Genomic DNA, 15,778 nt, shown 5'->3' with positions numbered 1-15,778 from the left:
CCATGCAAAAGCCCGCTCGCTTGTCGATCGCCCTTCTCGCTCTCATCGCCCTGGCCGCCCTGGGCTGGTGGTTGACCCGGCCCGCTCCGCCGGCTGCACCCGCCAAAGCCGCCGCCGTGCCCGTGCGGGTGATTCAGGCAGCCACCGCCGACGTGCCTCGGCTGGTCACCGCCATCGGCACCGTTACCGCGCTGCAAAGCGTGACCGTGCGGCCGCAGGTGGACGGCATTCTCACGCGGGTGTGGGTCAAGGAAGGGCAGTTCGTGGAAAAAGGCCAGCTGCTCGCCAGCATCGACGACCGCGCCCTGAGCGCCGCCCTCGACCAGGCCATGGCGCAGGCGGCGCAGACCCGCGCCCAATTGAAGGTCGCGGAGGTCGACCTCAAGCGCTACGCGGACCTGGCGCAGGATCGCAGCATCCCGCGTCAGCAACTGGACCAACAACAAGCGCTGCATGACCAGCTGCAAGCCACCTTGCAAGGCAACGAGGCGGCGGTGGCGGCGGCGCGGGTACAGTTGAGCTACACACAGATCCACTCGCCCCTGGCTGGCCGGGTCGGCATCCGTGCAGTGGACGAAGGCAACCTGCTGCGCGTCAGCGATGCCCTGGGCTTATTCAGCGTCACCCAGATCGACCCCATCGCGGTGCAGTTCGCCCTGCCACAGGCGCAACTGCCCACCTTGCAGGCGCTGCTCAAGGCCCCCGCGCAGGCGCCAGTGCTGGCCTATGCCGGGGGCGACATCGACGGCGGCACGCCGCTGGGCGAAGGCCGCCTGAGCCTGATCGACAACCAGGTGTCAGGCACCACCGGCACGGTGCGGGTCAAGGCCCAGTTCAGCAACAGCGGGCAACGCCTGTGGCCAGGCCAACTGGTGAACATACGCCTGCAAACCCAATTGCGGCGCAACGCGCTGGTGATCCCCAACAGCGTGGTGCAACGCGGCGTGGACGGCACCTTCGTGTACCGGGTGCAGGATGAAAAAGCGGACAGCGTGCCGGTCAAGGTGATCGACCAAACCAGCGAGCTGACGGTGGTGGAAGGCGTGGCCGTAGGCGATACGCTGGTCAGCGATGGGCAGTCGCGGCTCAAGCCAGGCGCGCGGGTGGAAATCCTGCATGATGGCGCCAAGGCAACTGCCGGCGAGGCGCAGCCATGAGCCGCCTGCGCTCGCCATCGGCCTGGTGCATCGACCACCCGATCGCCACCCTGCTGCTGATGTTCGCCTTGGTGCTGCTGGGCGCCATTGCGTTCCCGCGGCTGCCGATAGCGCCGCTGCCGGAAGCCGAATTCCCCACCATCCAGGTTACCGCGCAGCTGCCCGGTGCCAGCCCGGAAACCATGGCGTCCTCGGTGGCGACCCCACTGGAAGTGCAGTTCAGCGCCATCCCCGGGATGAGCCAGATGACCTCCACCAGCGCGCTGGGGTCCACCACCCTGACGCTGATGTTCACCCTGGACAAGAACATTGATTCGGCCGCGCAGGAAGTGCAGGCGGCGATCAACACTGCCGCGGGGCGCCTGCCCCAGGACCTGCCCAACCTGCCCACCTGGCGCAAGGTGAACCCGGCGGACAGCCCGGTGCTGATCCTCGGCATCAGCTCCACGCAACTGACCGGCCCAGACCTGAGCGACCAGGTCGAAACCTTGCTGGCGCGGCAGATCAGCCAGATCGACGGCGTGGGCCAGGTGAACATCACCGGCCAGCAGCGCCCGGCCATCCGCGTGCAGGCCCAGGCAGACAAACTGGCTTCGGTAGGCATCACCCTGGCCGACCTGCGCGCGGCCATCCAGGCCAGCAGCCTGAACCTGGCCAAGGGCGCACTCTACGGCGACAGCCGAATTTCCACGTTCTCGGCCAACGACCAGCTGTTCGCCCCGCAAGACTACGCCGACTTGATCGTCGCCTACCGCGACGGTGCACCGGTGCGCATGAAGGACGTCGCCAACGTGGTCGCCGGCGCGGAAAACGACTACGTGCAGGCGTGGTCCGAAGACCAGCCCGGGGTCAACCTGGTGATCTCGCGGCAGCCCGGCGCCAACATCGTCGAAACCGTGGACCGCATCCAGGACGCCTTGCCAGGGCTGCAGGCGATGCTCCCGGCCTCGGTGAACATCGGCGTGCTGCAGGACCGCACACAGACCATCCGCGCCTCCTTGCACGAGGTAGAGCTGACCCTGCTGATCGCGATCCTGCTGGTGGTGGCGGTGATGGCGCTGTTCCTGCGCCAGCTGTCGGCAACGCTGATCGTGTGTGCGGTGCTGGCGGTGTCGCTGATCGCCAGCTTCGCCTGGATGTACCTGCTCGGCTTTAGCCTGAACAACCTCACCCTGGTGGCGATCGTGATCGCCGTAGGCTTTGTGGTGGACGACGCCATCGTGGTGGTGGAGAACATCCACCGTTATCTGGAACAGGGGTTGAGCAGGCGCGAGGCGGCGATTCGCGGCAGCGGGGAAATCGGCTTTACCGTGGTGTCGATCAGCTTTTCACTGATCGCCGCCTTTATTCCGCTGCTGTTCATGGGTGGGGTGGTGGGCCGGCTGTTCAAGGAGTTCGCCCTCACCGCCACCAGCACTATCTTGCTCTCGGTGCTGGTGTCGCTGACCCTTGCCCCCACGCTCGCGGCGCTGTGCATGAATGCGCCCAAGCACCGCGCCCATGAGCGCAAGAGCGTCTCCGAGCGCCTGCTTGCCGGTTACGATCGCCTGCTCGGCAAGGCACTGGACCATCAACGGCTGATGCTCGGGCTGTTCGTGCTGTCCCTCGCCTTGGCCATCGTCGGGTACCTGTATATCCCCAAGGGCTTCTTCCCGGTCCAGGACACAGGCTTCGTGGGCGGCATCAGCGAAGCAGCGGCGGACACCTCCTACCCGGACATGATCGCCAAGCACCTGGCCCTGGCCAAGATCATCGCCAAGGACCCCGCCGTGCGCACCTTCTCCCATTCGGTGGGGGTTAGCGGGAGCAACCAGACCGTCGCCAATGGCCGCTTCTGGATATCCCTGAAGCCGCGCGAAGACCGCGACGTGAGCGCCAGCGAGTTCATCGACCGGGTTCGCGGCAAACTGTCGAAGGTGCCAGGGATCGTGCTCTACCTGCGCGCCGGGCAGGACATCAACCTCAGCTCCGGCCCCAGCCGCGGTCAGTACCAGTACGTGCTAAAGAGCAACGACGGCGATGCGCTCAACCTCTGGGCGCAACGCCTGACCGAGGCATTGCGCAATAACCCGGCGTTGCGGGACCTCTCCAACGACCTGCAACTGGGCGGCAGCATCACCCCCATTCAGATTGACCGTGGCGCCGCCGCGCGCTTCGGCCTGACCACCAGTGACGTCGACCAGGCCCTGTACGACGCCTTCGGCCAGCGCCAGGTGAGTGAATTCCAGACCCAGACCAACCAGTACAAGGTGGTGCTGGAACTGGACGCCGCCCAGCGCGGCCACGCCGAAAGCCTGAACTACTTCTACCTGCGTTCGCCGCTGACCGGCGACATGGTCCCGCTGGCGGCCCTGGCCCATGTGGGCAGCCCGAAGAACGGGCCGTTGTCCATCGCCCACGACGGCATGTTCCCGGCGGCGAACCTGTCGTTCAACCTGGCGCCCGGGGTGGCCCTGGGCGAGGCGGTGACGCTGCTGGAAAACACCCAGCGCGAACTGGGCATGCCGGCCAGCATCAGCGGCACCTTCCAGGGGGCGGCGCAGGCGTTTCGCAGTTCGCTGGCGAGCCAGCCGTGGCTGATCCTCGCCGCGCTGGTGGCGGTGTACATCATCCTCGGCGTGCTCTACGAGAGCCTGGTGCACCCGCTAACGATCATTTCCACCCTGCCCTCCGCCGGCCTCGGCGCACTGGCACTGCTGTGGGCGACTGGGCAGAGCTTCTCGATCATGGCGTTGATCGGCCTGGTGCTATTGATCGGTATCGTCAAGAAGAACGGCATCTTGCTGATCGACTTCGCCCTCAACGCGCAGCGCAACGAAGGCCTGCCCGCGCGCGAAGCGATCCGCCAGGCGTGCCTCACCCGGCTGCGGCCGATCGTGATGACCACCCTCGCCGCCCTGCTCGGCGCGGTGCCGCTGATGCTCGGCCTGGGCGCCGGCGCCGAGCTGCGGCAACCGCTGGGGATCGCCGTGGTCGGCGGGCTGCTGGTCAGCCAGATGCTGACGCTGTTCACCACGCCGATCATCTACCTGCAACTGGAACGGCTGTTCCACCGGCCGACGAAGGCAGCCGACGAAACGCCAACGGAGGGCGAGCATGCGCATCCTGATTATCGAGGATGAAGAAAAAACCGCGGACTACCTGCGCCGCGGGCTGACTGAGCAGGGCTACACCGTGGATGTGGTCCACGACGGCGTGACCGGGCTGCACCTGGCGCTGGAGCTGGACTATGCCGTGATCGTGCTCGATGTGATGCTGCCCGCGCTGGATGGCTTTGGCGTGTTGCAGGCCCTGCGTGCCCGCAAGCAAACCCCCGTGATCATGCTCACCGCCCGCGAGCGGGTCGAAGACCGCGTTCAGGGCCTGCGCGGTGGTGCCGACGATTACCTGGGCAAGCCCTTCTCGTTCCTCGAGCTGGTCGCTCGCCTGCAAGCGCTGACCCGGCGCAGCAGCGGCCATGAACCGGTGCAGATCCGCGTGGGAGACCTGTGCATCGACATGATCAGCCGCAAGGCTGTACGCGCCGGGCAACGCCTGGACCTGACCGCCAAGGAGTTCTCGCTGCTGACCGTGCTCGCCCGCCGCCAGGGGCAGATCCTCTCGAAAACCGCCATCGCCGAGCTGGTGTGGGACGTGAATTTCGACAGCGACGCCAATGTGGTGGAGGTGGCCATCAAGCGCTTGCGGGCCAAGCTGGATAACCCTTTCGAGGAAAAGCTGCTGCACACCATCCGCGGCATGGGCTATGTGCTGGAGAGCCGCCATGCGCGTTGATTCCATTGCGTTTCGCCTGGGCGGCCTGTTCGCCCTGGTGGCGCTGGGTGTCTCTTTGGTGGTCGGTTGCGCGCTCTACCTGCAGGTTAACAAAAGCCTGGACATCCTCCCCAACGCCGAACTCCAGGCCCGCTACAGCGTGCTGGAGTCCGCCATTAGCCGCTACGGCGACCCTGAGCACTGGGCACGCCTGAACATCAAGCTCAACCTGCTCGGCAGGGAGGACGACCGCCTCCACTTCTGGATAGTCAGTGGCAACCCGGCCTACGAATACGGCCACCCCAGCGCCCAGGTGCGGGGCCTGGCCAACGGCCCGCTGGGCATCCATGACTGGCAGCGGGCCGATGGCACTCCGCTGAAGGTGCTGGTCAGCGCCCTGCCCGCCTTCGAGCCACGCCCGGCCATACGGTTCGTGATCGGCATCGACGTGGCCAACGTGCGCCAGACCCACCACGAGCTGGCCATGGCGTTGCTCGCGTGCGTCGCTTTCGCCGTGCTGCTGGCCAGCGCCCTGGGGTACTGGGTGGCGCGGATCGGCCTGCGCCCGTTGCGCCGGGTGTCCCGGCAGGCGCAACAGCTGGCGCCGCCGAAGCTCTCCGGGCGGCTGCGCCCCAGCCATCTGCCGCCCGAACTGGAGCAACTGGTAGAGGCGTTCAACGCCGCGCTGGAACGGGTCGAATGCGCCTACCAGCGGCTGGAAGCCTTCAACGCCGACGTGGCCCATGAGCTGCGCTCGCCTTTGACCAACCTGATCGGGCAGACCCAGGTCGCGCTGACCCGTGGCCGCAGCGCCGAGCATTATTTCGAAGTGCTGCAATCGAACCTCGAAGACCTGGACCGGCTACGCAGCATCGTCAACGACATGCTGTTCCTGGCCAGCGCCGACCAGGGCGGCAAGGCTAGCAATCTGGTCGCCAGCAGCCTCGCCGCCGAAGTGGCGACCACCCTCGATTACCTGGATGTCATCCTCGAAGACGCCGGGGTAACGGTGCGGGTCAGCGGCGATGCGCAAGTGCTGGTGGAGCGCAACCACCTGCGCCGGGCGCTGACCAACCTGATCCATAACGCGGCGCAGCACAGCCAGCCAGGGCAGCAGATAGAGGTGAGGATCGACCCTATGGGCGACCGGGTCAGCGTGGCCGTCAGCAACCCGGGAGCGGCGATTGCCGACGAACACTTGCCGCTGCTGTTCGAACGCTTCTACCGCGTGGACGCCGCCCGCCACAACGAAGGCGGTAACCACGGCCTGGGCCTGGCCATCGTCAAGGCGGTCGCCTCCATGCACGGCGGCTGCGTATTCGCCCGCAGCGAGGGCGGCACCAATACCTTCGGCCTGACGCTGCCTTTGTAGGCGCCCGCTTGCGGACCTCAGGCGCCTGGGTTCGCGGGCTTTGCACGTTCATACACTGTTGTGAGATGGCCGCCAGCCTGAGAACTTCGGGCCCACCGGTTCGCGGGCTTTGCCCACTCCTACACTCTCGGTGGAGTAGGCGCCAGCCTGCGAACTGCGCCTACACCACCACCGCGCCGTCGATGCAGGTGACCACATCGCCGCCCAGCCAGACGTGCTCGCCTTCACGCATGACATGCACCCGCCCGGCGCGGCCAAGGGCAGTGCCTTGGCTTACCACGTAACGCTCCGGCGCCAGCCCCTCGCGGTACAACCACTGGGCGATGCCGGCGTTCAAGCTGCCGGTGACCGGATCCTCGGCCATGCCATCGCCGGGGATGAAGGCACGGACCTCGAACTGAGCCTCGGTGCCGTCCCGCGCCTCGTCCCAGGGTGCGAACACCCCCACCGCCAAATCTTCGAGCTGGGCAACATTGGGCGCCAGCTCCAGCACCGCCTGGCGGTCACGAAGGCGCAGGGCGAGCCAACCGGCGCCGTTGTCCACCCACTGCGCCGCGGCTACCGCTTCGCGGTTAATGCCCAATGCCCTGCAGGCGTGGTCAAGCACGTCATCGGTTGGCGCGCCGGAGCGCAGCAAGGGCGGGCAGGCGAAAGCCAGCCGCCCGTGCCGCCGGCGGACGCGCACCAGGCCAACGCCGCACTCCTGCACTATCTCTTCCCCCTGGGCTACACCGCCAGCCTCGAGCCAGGCATGACAGGTGCCCAACGTGGGGTGGCCGGCAAACGGCAACTCACGGGTCGTGGTAAAAATCCGCACCCGGTAATCGGCGCCAGGGGCCGTGGGTGGCAACACGAAGGTGGTTTCACTGAGGTTGGTCCAGCGGGCGAACGCCTGCATCTGCGCATCGCTCAGGCCCTGGGCGTCCAGTACCACCGCCAGCGGGTTGCCTAGCAGCGGGTGGGCGGTGAACACGTCGACCTGTTTGAACGCACGGGGGCGGTGGGGCATGGGAGGGCCTGCTAGTTATGGCGGGGGGCGAAAGCATAACCCGGCTTAAGCTTGTAAATGCGCCGACATATCCTGGATCGCCCCATGAACAATCTGGCGCAACAGTCTTGCTTCACCGGCGGGCAGCTGGCTTTCGTACTGCATGTACAGGCCCTTGGCTGCCCTCCCGGTTGCAGTGCACAGCCTTTCCTGGCCAAGCGAATCGACGTTATTTATTCGTTTTTATCGCCGCATCTCGATTGCGCACAAAAACGAAATTATAAATTCGTTTTTGAAAACGACCGCCACGTCAGGCTGCCAACCCTTGGTCTAGACTCCTGCGCACACTTTGCGAAGGAGCGTTTCCATGTGTATGCAACACGATCGTCACCCGATTTTCTGCCTGATCCCGCCCTACCTGCTCGACCAAATCGCCCGCAATGGCAATAAGGAGCAGCGCGAGGCGGCACTGCGTACCCGCGCCAAGGACGCAACCTTCCGGTCGCTGCGCATGACCGCTCAACCAAGCCGCAACCCGCCGCTGCTGGCCGCCACGGCGTTGGCCGGCAAGCGCCGCTCGATCTATACCGCCGACGGCAGCGAGACCCTGCCCGGCAAGCTGGTGCGCGGCGAAGGCCAGCCGGTGAGCGGAGATCCCGCCGTGGATGAGGCCTACGACGGGCTGGGGGCAACCTTCGATTTCTTCGCCGAGGTATTCGACCGCAATTCCATCGACGATGCCGGCCTCGCCCTGGACGCCACCGTGCATTTCGGCAAGGCCTACAACAACGCATTCTGGAATTCGGCGCAGATGGTCTTCGGCGACGGCGACGGTCAAGTGTTCAATCGGTTCACCGTGGCACTGGACGTGATCGGCCATGAACTGGCCCATGGGGTAACCGAGGACGAAGCCAAGCTGATGTATTTCAACCAGTCCGGTGCGCTGAACGAGTCCATGTCGGACGTGTTCGGCTCGATGATCAAGCAGTACGCCAAACAGCAAACGGCCGAAGACGCCGACTGGCTGATCGGCGAGGGGCTGTTCACCAAAAAGATCAACGGCGTGGCCTTGCGCTCGATGAAGGCCCCGGGCACGGCGTTCGACGACAAGCTGCTGGGTAAAGACCCGCAGCCCGGCCACATGAAGGACTTCGTGCACACCTTCGACGACAACGGCGGCGTGCATATCAACTCGGGCATCCCCAACCACGCTTTTTACCAGGTGGCCACGCGCATCGGCGGCCATGCATGGGAAAAGGCCGGGCGCATCTGGTACGACGCCCTGCGCGACCCACGCGTGCGTCCCAACACTGGCTTCCTACGCTTTGCCCGCATCACGTCCGACATCGCCGGCCGCCTTTACGGCACGGGCAAGGGCGCGCACCAAGCGGTCAAGGAAGGCTGGGCAGCGGTGGGGATCGACGTATGATGGCAACACATCGATAGGAGACCCAGCCATGCGCATCTCGTACTGCGAAACCGGTGGAATGGCGTACTTCCCAGGCCTGAACAAGCCACGCACGCTCGACGTCAGTGCCCTGCCCGCGCCAGACCAGCAGGAACTGCGGCAATTGGTGGAAGCGTCGCGCTTCTTCGCCTTGCCGCAAAGCCGCCAGCCTGCAGCCGCGCCGCGCGGCGCCCAGCACTACACGTTGACCGTGAGTGAAGGCGAGCGCGAACACACGGTGTGCCTCTTGGCGCCGGTGAAGGACGGGCCATTGCAAGGGCTGGTGCAGTGCGTGCGGCGGCATATCAACGACTAGCGCTTCCCATCCAGGGTGCAAGAACGATCAAATCCTCGTTTGGCGTCTTCGCTACCGTTGCCCTAGCGTTCAAGGAGCTCGCCATGGCAACGATTGAAAACACCCTGTGGTTCATCGAGATGAAACTGCATGCCGACCTGGACCTGAGCCAGGTGGCGCACCACTGCAACCTATCGCCCTTCGCCCTGGCGCGTTGGTTTGCGCTAGCGACGGGTTGGCCGGTGATGCGTTACATCCGCGCGCGGCGCCTGAGCGAGGCAGCGCAAGCCTTGCGCCGGGGCGCGCCAGACATCTTGGAGGTGGCGCTGAGCGCGGGCTACAGCTCCCATGAAGCCTTCACCCGCGCCTTCCATGAGCTGTTCGGCATAACGCCGAAACAGGCGCGCCTGCACACAGACGTACCCATGCCACTGGTGGAGCCCCTGCGCATGAAAGAGAAAAAGCACATCGCACTGGCCGAGCCTCGCTTCGAAACCCGCCCCTCGTTTATCGTCGCGGGCCTGGGCGAGCGTTTCACCTTCGACGCCAACGAAGGCATCGTTGGCCTGTGGCAGGCCTTCGTTCCCTACCTGGGGCGCGTAGCCAACGCCGTAGATGGCCTCACTTATGGCCTGTGTTGCAACCCTGGCGACGACGGCAGCTTCGAGTACATTGCCGGCATCGAGGTGTCGCGAACGAACGGCCTTCCTCCGGCATTCCGGGCTTTCAAGGTGCCTGAACAACGCTATGCCGTGTTTCGCCACCAGGGCCATGTCTCGACGATCCATCAAACGTTTTTCACTGTTTTCGATCAGTGGCTACCGAACGCCGGCTATGTGCTGGCCGACAGCCCCGAGTTCGAGCAGTACAGTGCGGATTTCGACCCATCCCGCGCGCAGGGCCATGTGGACATATGGATACCCATCACGCATAGCCTGCCCGGCGCAGAGGGGTAACGGCGGCGTCGTTGAAGTGCGCCAGCAGCCGGGCGCGTACTTCACCAACTAAAGGCGGCTCGCCTTCCCGAGGCGGCTGCACGGCGAACTCGACCTCCGGCAGCGCCGGCAACGGCCCCGGCCAACGCTCGGCGCCTGGCGGAATAGCGGACTGGTTCAAGCACGCTACTCCAAGCCCGGCCAGCACCGCGGACTGCAAGCCGGCCACGCCGCTGGCCGAATGAGCGATCACGTAGGGCACCCTGTGTTTGTCCAGGGTGTGGCACACAAAGCGTTGCAGCGAACAACCTTCGGGCAGCACCAGCAGCGGCAGCGGCGCCTCGCCAGGGGCCCGATACCCCGGCGCGGCGACCCAGTGCAATGCCTCGCGGCGCAACGTCAGGCCCTCACTCAAAACGCGGCCGTCGAGTATGCGCATGGCCAGGCCGATGTCGAATTCGCCGCTATCGCCCTCGCGCTCGATGACCATGCTTTTGCGCACCGAAACGTGCAGGCGCAGGTCGGGGTAGCGCAATTGCAGCGCTTTGAGGATCTCGGCGATGGCCCCAGGGCGGAAGTAATCGGTGATCGCCAGCCGCAGTTCGCCGGCCAGCGTGGTGCCACGCATGGCCTCAAGGGAGCGCTCGCTCAGTGCCAGCAATTCCCGCGCAAGGCCCAGCAAGCGCTCGCCGCTGGGGGTCAGGGCCACGCCTTGCTTGCCGCGCTCGAACACGCGCGCGCCGACGAAGCTTTCAAGCTTGCGCAGTTGCTCGCTGACCGCCGACTGAGAGAGGTTCAAGCGTGGCGAAGCGGCGGCAAGGCTGCCCGCCTCGGCGATCACCACAAAGGTGTGCAACTGCTGAAGATCGAAGGGGCGCATGCGCATCCTGCGGTTTTTCCGGTGGATAAGGCCTTATATTCCCGCTTTTAAGGAGAATTGCAACAGGTCATTCTTGGCTCACACCCACCCGCGAAAGGACACCACCATGCCCGGCCTCACCTTGACCCTCTCTGGCGATGACAACCTGGCCCTGGCCCAGCGCATCGTGCCCAAGCTCACCGCGCTGACCTGCGAGCTGCTGGAAAAAGCGCCAGCGCAGACCATGATCATCGTCCGCTTTATGCCCCACGCGCAGTGGTTCATCGAGAACCGCTCCCTGGTTGAGTACGCGCGCAATAGCTTTCGGCTCGAAGTGACCATTACTGAGGAAACCAACACCAAGGCGCAGAAAGCCCGCTATCAACGCGCGGCCTATGAGCTGCTGGCAGAGGAGATCGGCAACCTGCACCCGCACTCCAACATCCACATCATCGACTGCCCGGGGACCAGCTACAGCTACGGTGGCGTGACCCAGGAATACCGTTTTCAACACGGGTAGGCAGCAGTGGCAGCGGCGCCGTACTGACCGTAGGAGCGGATTTATCCACGAACAAAGGCACCCTGTTTAAAGCAGCTCATGCCATCGCTGTTCGCGGATAAATCCGCTCCTACAGGGGGTGTGCTACTGGATGTCCTCAGGCTGGACCACCAGACTGTGGGAGCGGATTTATCCGCGAACAAAAACACCCTGTTTAAAGCAGCTGGCGCCATCGCCGTTCGCGGATAAATCCGCTCCTACAGGGGGCGTGCCCGTGGATGTCCTCGAGCTTGACTACCAGACTGTGGGAGCGGATTCATCCGCGAACAAAACATCCTGTTTAAAGCGGCTGGCGCCATCGCCGTTCGCGGATAAATCCGCTCCTACAGGGGGCGTGCCCCTGGATGTCCTCGGGCTTGACCGCCAGACTGTGGGAGCGGATTCATCCGCGAACAAAAACACCCCGTTTTAAAGCGGCTGGCACCATCGCTGTTCGCGGATAAATCCGCTCCTACAGGGGGCGTGCCCTGGATGTCCTCGGGCTTGGCCGCCAGACTGTGGGAGCGGATTCATCCGCGAACAAAAACACCTTGTTTAAAGCGGCTGGCGCCATCGCTGTTCGCGGATAAATCCGCTCCTACAGGGGGGTGTGCCACTGGATGACTTCGGGCTTGACCACCAGACTGTGGGAGCGGATTCATCCGCGAACAAAAACACCCTGTTTTAAGACAGTTCATGCCATCGCTGTTCGCGGATAAATCCGCTCCTACAGGGGGCGTGCCCTGGATGTCCTCGGGCTTGACCGCCAGACTGTGGGAGCGGATTCATCCGCGAACAAAAACACCCTGTTTAAAGCAGCTGGCGCCATCGCTGTTCGCGGATAAATCCGCTTCTACAGGGGGTGTGCTACTGGATGTCCTCGGGCTTGACCACCACCCAATTCTTGTCCGCGGTCACCGGCAACCCCTGGGCTTTTTGCGCCTCGGCGTTCTGCTTGATCATGCCGTTGAGCTGGTCCATGTACTTGGCCTTGCGGTTGACCCACAAGTGGATGCCACCTTTGTTCACGTCCACGCTGTGGAACAACATGTAGCCGTCGCTGCTGGGGGTGTCGCCGGCCACCAGCACAGGTTTTTTCCATTGGTCGATGTAGGTGAGGATCGCTGCCTGTTTGCCGGCCATCCAGGTGGCGGGGGTCCACAGGTAAGGGGTCAGCTCAAGGCCGAGGTTAGCCTGTGGGTCGTACTTGCCCGCGGCGATCTGCTTGCGCGCGGTGGTCAGTTCGCCGGTGTCGCGGTTCTTCAGCAGGGTGGTGACGCCGATCACGTTTTGCGGCTTCACGTTGTAGCCGTACTTCGGGTCCGCGGCGACCATGCGCACCAGCTCTTCGGAGGCAGCGGTCATCACGTACACCTCGATGCCGTTCTCCATCAGTTTGTTGTACAGCTCGGCCTGGCCCTGGAAGACCTTCGGTGGCTGCACGTCCAGTGCGGTGACCTTGTCGCCGTCGTAATAGGTTGCAGGCACGGCTTTGCCGTAGGCCATCAGCTCGTCCACGTAGCCCTTGAGTTCCTTGAGGGTGAAACCCGCGAACACTTGCGCTACCCAGGGGTAGCAGACCATGTCGTCGACTTCGCACAGCCGGTAGTAATAGCTGAACAGGCTCTCCTTATGCTCGGCGCTGTCCTTGAACGGCATGAGCTTGAGGGACGGGTCCAGCTTGTCTCGGGTGAGCACGCCCTTCATTTCCAAGAACGGCAGCAGCGACTCTTCCAGGTCGTAGCGGTAGCTGGTGTTGTCCATGTCGAACACCGCGTAGTCACCCTTGTTAGCGTTGGCGGCGATCATCGCGTCGAGCTGCTTCGCCGCTTCCGGCGGCCAGTGCTTGAGCTCGGTGGCGGCGAAGGTCGGCCCAGCCAGGGCCAGGCAAAAGGCGGCGGCAATCAGCTTCGACAGACTCATGTGGTAGCGCTCCCCGGAATGATCCGAGGACGCTAGCAGAGGTAGATGACGAATCGATGCTGGCTACGACGGCCGCTGTCGTGATCGCGCCAGTGCCTGCCCAGAGGCGACATCAGGCCTGGAGATGGGCCGGAGCGGCCCGCCCGCGGCGACACGCATCAGTGCCGCAGCATCCCCACGCACATCAGCTCGAACACGCTGCGCATGTGCCGCGCATGGGCGGCCCGGTCTGGCGTCGCCTCGGTGGCCAGGCGGATGAACGCAACGTTGGCGTATTGATTGAACACCGTGGCGGCCACCTGGATGTCCGTGACGGCACTGACGATGCCCAGCGCCTGGAAGTGCTCGAGCACGGCCCGCGCCTCCTCCACCACCGCGGCGTTCCATGGCTGGAAGATCTCCGCCAGTTCGCCGGTGAACAGGTAAGGCGCCAGCTCTCGCCATAGCGACGCTGGCAGCGCACCCAGCTGGTAGGTGGTCATCAACTGTTCGAGGTCGCAGAGCGCGTCCAGCGGATGGGCGTACTCGGCCAGGCGGGTGCGCACCTCACGCACCGCTTTCTGGTCCGGCTCGCTGAGCAGCGCCAGCAGGATCTGCTGCTTGCCGCCGAAGTAATTGACCACCGTGGGCGCGGACACCCCCGCCTTGCTGGCGATCTGCTCCAGCGTGGCGGCGCCAAAACCGTGAGCGGTGAACACCTCCAGCGCCGCCGCGGTGATTTCCTGCCGGCGCTGCTGCTTTTGCCGTGCTCTCAATCCAGGTAACTCGGGTGATGTCATATCAGCGCTCGCAACAGGGGCCGGGCTAAACGGTAACGGATAACCTTTTCCTTGCAAAATATTTTGTTTACAAAAATATTTTTTGATGCAAAGAATTGGCTTCCCCGTCGAGCCTCGACGCTTATTGCCTCTTGGAGCACCCCATGGAACCGCTTGCCGCCAAACGCACGACCCAGGATTACCAAGCGCTGGACGCCGCGCATCACATCCATGCCTTCGTCGACCAGAAGGCGCTGAACCAGGCCGGGCCGCGAGTGATGGTCAAAGGCGACGGCCTGGCGCTGTGGGACAACGACGGCAAGCGCTACCTCGATGGGATGAGCGGCCTGTGGTGCACCAACCTCGGTTATGGCCGCAAGGACCTGGCCGCCGCGGCCACGGCGCAGTTGGCCGAACTGCCCTACTACAACATGTTCTTCCACACCACCCACCCTGCCGTGGTGGAGCTCTCCGAGCTGTTGTTCAGCCTGTTGCCCAACCACTACAGCCACGCCATCTACACCAACTCCGGTTCCGAGGCGAACGAGGTGCTTATCCGCACGGTGCGGCGCTTTTGGCAGGTGATGGGCCAGCCGCAGAAAAAGATCATGATCGGCCGCTGGAACGGCTACCACGGCTCCACCCTGGCGGCCACCGCGCTGGGCGGGATGAAGTTCATGCATGAAATGGGCGGCATGATCCCGGACATCGCCCATATCGACGAGCCCTACTGGTACGCCCACGGTGGCGACCTCTCGCCTGAAGCCTTCGGCCTGCAGGCCGCGCGCCAGCTGGAAGAGAAGATCCTCGAGCTGGGCGCGGAAAATGTCGCGGCGTTTGTGGCCGAGCCGTTCCAGGGCGCCGGCGGGATGATCATTCCGCCCGCCACGTATTGGCCGGAAATCCAGCGCATCTGCCGCAAATACGACGTGCTGCTGTGCGCCGACGAGGTGATTGGCGGCTTTGGCCGCACCGGAGAATGGTTCGCCCACCAGGCGTTCGGTTTCGAACCCGATACCCTCTCCATCGCCAAAGGCCTGACCTCCGGCTACATCCCCATGGGCGGGCTGATCCTTTCGCGGCGCATGGCCGAGGCCCTGGTGGAAAAAGGCGGCGTGTTCGCCCATGGCCTGACCTACTCGGGGCACCCAGTGGCGGCCGCGGTGGCCATCGCCAACCTCAAGGCGCTGCGTGACGAAGGGATCGTCGAGCGGGTGAAGCACGATACCGGGCCGTACTTGCAGCAGCGCCTGCGCGACGCGTTCGGCGAGCACCCGCTGGTGGGTGACGTTCAGGGCATCGGCCTGGTGGCGGCATTGCAGTTTGCCGAGGACCGCGCCACGCGCAAGCGCTTCGCCAACGAAAACGATATCGCCTGGCGCTGCCGCACCATTGGCTTCGAGGAAGGCATCATCATCCGCTCCACCCTGGGCCGGATGATCCTCGCCCCGGCGCTGGTGGCCAGCCATGCCGAGATCGACGAGCTGGTCGACAAAACCCTGATTGCAGTGAACCGCACCGCGGCCGAGTTGCGCTAGCAACTGCGGGGCCGGCGAACCGCATCCGCCGCAGGTTCGCGGGCTTTGCCCGCTCCTACAGGGTTTGATTGTCAGATGTAGGAGCCGGCGCTGGCCGGTGAACCGCATTCGCTGCAGGTTCGCGGGCTTTGCCCGCTCCTACAGGGTTTGTTCGGTGGCTGTAGGAATCGGAGCCAGCCGGTGAACGGCATTCGCCGCAGGTTCGCGGGCCTTGC

13 protein-coding genes are annotated in these 15,778 nt (G+C 64.6%); 9 read left to right on the top strand and 4 right to left on the bottom strand.

Annotation, left to right across the window (positions count from 1 at the left end):
* The first annotated feature begins 2 nt into the window (after positions 1-2).
* From OGL93_RS13260 to OGL93_RS13245, 4 genes are read left to right on the top strand one after another with little or no spacing between them, the layout of a single operon-like run.
* The gene (locus OGL93_RS13260; RefSeq protein WP_263263138.1) at positions 3-1,157 is read left to right on the top strand and encodes an efflux RND transporter periplasmic adaptor subunit; all 1,155 of its coding nucleotides are present in this window, start codon (positions 3-5) and stop codon (positions 1,155-1,157) included.
* Positions 1,154-4,279: a multidrug efflux RND transporter permease subunit gene (locus OGL93_RS13255; RefSeq protein WP_263263137.1), complete on the top strand. Its 3,126-nt coding sequence runs from the start codon at positions 1,154-1,156 to the stop codon at positions 4,277-4,279. The genes OGL93_RS13260 and OGL93_RS13255 overlap by 4 nt, the downstream gene beginning before the upstream one ends.
* Positions 4,254-4,931 carry a heavy metal response regulator transcription factor gene (locus OGL93_RS13250; RefSeq protein WP_263263136.1) on the top strand — a complete coding sequence of 226 codons (678 nt, stop codon included), beginning with the start codon at positions 4,254-4,256 and terminating at the stop codon, positions 4,929-4,931. The genes OGL93_RS13255 and OGL93_RS13250 overlap by 26 nt, the downstream gene beginning before the upstream one ends.
* Complete coding sequence (locus tag OGL93_RS13245) at positions 4,921-6,282, top strand: heavy metal sensor histidine kinase (protein ID WP_263263135.1); 1,362 nt, start codon at positions 4,921-4,923, stop codon at positions 6,280-6,282. The genes OGL93_RS13250 and OGL93_RS13245 overlap by 11 nt, the downstream gene beginning before the upstream one ends.
* 160 nt (positions 6,283-6,442) lie before the next feature.
* On the opposite strand, the gene OGL93_RS13240 is transcribed toward OGL93_RS13245, so the two are convergent.
* Positions 6,443-7,291: a PhzF family phenazine biosynthesis protein gene (locus tag OGL93_RS13240; protein ID WP_263263134.1), complete on the bottom strand. Its 849-nt coding sequence runs from the start codon at positions 7,289-7,291 to the stop codon at positions 6,443-6,445.
* Positions 7,292-7,637: 346 nt separating this feature from the next.
* On the opposite strand from OGL93_RS13240, the gene OGL93_RS13235 reads away from it, so the two are divergent.
* From OGL93_RS13235 to OGL93_RS13225, 3 genes are all read left to right on the top strand, one after another.
* Positions 7,638-8,699: a M4 family metallopeptidase gene (locus OGL93_RS13235; protein ID WP_263263133.1), complete on the top strand. Its 1,062-nt coding sequence runs from the start codon at positions 7,638-7,640 to the stop codon at positions 8,697-8,699.
* A 28-nt stretch (positions 8,700-8,727) separates the two neighbouring features.
* Positions 8,728-9,033, top strand: coding sequence for a protealysin inhibitor emfourin (locus OGL93_RS13230; protein ID WP_263263132.1), 306 nt, complete (start codon positions 8,728-8,730; stop codon positions 9,031-9,033).
* 83 nt (positions 9,034-9,116) lie between these two features.
* Positions 9,117-9,968: a GyrI-like domain-containing protein gene (locus OGL93_RS13225; RefSeq protein WP_263263131.1), complete on the top strand. Its 852-nt coding sequence runs from the start codon at positions 9,117-9,119 to the stop codon at positions 9,966-9,968.
* Here OGL93_RS13225 and OGL93_RS13220 read toward each other — a convergent pair.
* Positions 9,937-10,827, bottom strand: coding sequence for a LysR family transcriptional regulator (locus OGL93_RS13220; protein WP_263263130.1), 891 nt, complete (start codon positions 10,825-10,827; stop codon positions 9,937-9,939). The two genes, OGL93_RS13225 and OGL93_RS13220, sit on opposite strands and share 32 nt — an antisense overlap.
* Before the next feature lie 106 nt (positions 10,828-10,933).
* On the opposite strand from OGL93_RS13220, the gene OGL93_RS13215 reads away from it, so the two are divergent.
* Complete coding sequence (locus OGL93_RS13215) at positions 10,934-11,326, top strand: 4-oxalocrotonate tautomerase (protein WP_263263129.1); 393 nt, start codon at positions 10,934-10,936, stop codon at positions 11,324-11,326.
* Between the two features lie 885 nt (positions 11,327-12,211).
* On the opposite strand, the gene OGL93_RS13210 is transcribed toward OGL93_RS13215, so the two are convergent.
* Positions 12,212-13,267, bottom strand: a complete 1,056-nt coding sequence (locus OGL93_RS13210; RefSeq protein WP_263263128.1) for a haloacid dehalogenase-like hydrolase — start codon at positions 13,265-13,267, stop codon at positions 12,212-12,214.
* 158 nt (positions 13,268-13,425) lie between these two features.
* Positions 13,426-14,022, bottom strand: a complete 597-nt coding sequence (locus tag OGL93_RS13205; protein WP_263263127.1) for a TetR/AcrR family transcriptional regulator — start codon at positions 14,020-14,022, stop codon at positions 13,426-13,428.
* A gap of 167 nt (positions 14,023-14,189) precedes the next feature.
* Here OGL93_RS13205 and OGL93_RS13200 point away from each other — a divergent pair, with 167 nt between their 5' ends.
* Entirely contained in the window at positions 14,190-15,563 is a 1,374-nt protein-coding gene (locus tag OGL93_RS13200) for an aspartate aminotransferase family protein (protein WP_263263126.1), read from the top strand.
* Positions 15,564-15,778 lie beyond the last annotated feature (215 nt).

The sequence above is a fragment of the Pseudomonas sp. RIT-PI-S genome (assembly GCF_025642975.1).
Lineage (GTDB): Bacteria > Pseudomonadota > Gammaproteobacteria > Pseudomonadales > Pseudomonadaceae > Aquipseudomonas.
The sequence above is the reverse complement of the archived record's forward strand: the minus strand, read 5'-3'. Positions and strand labels throughout refer to the sequence as shown.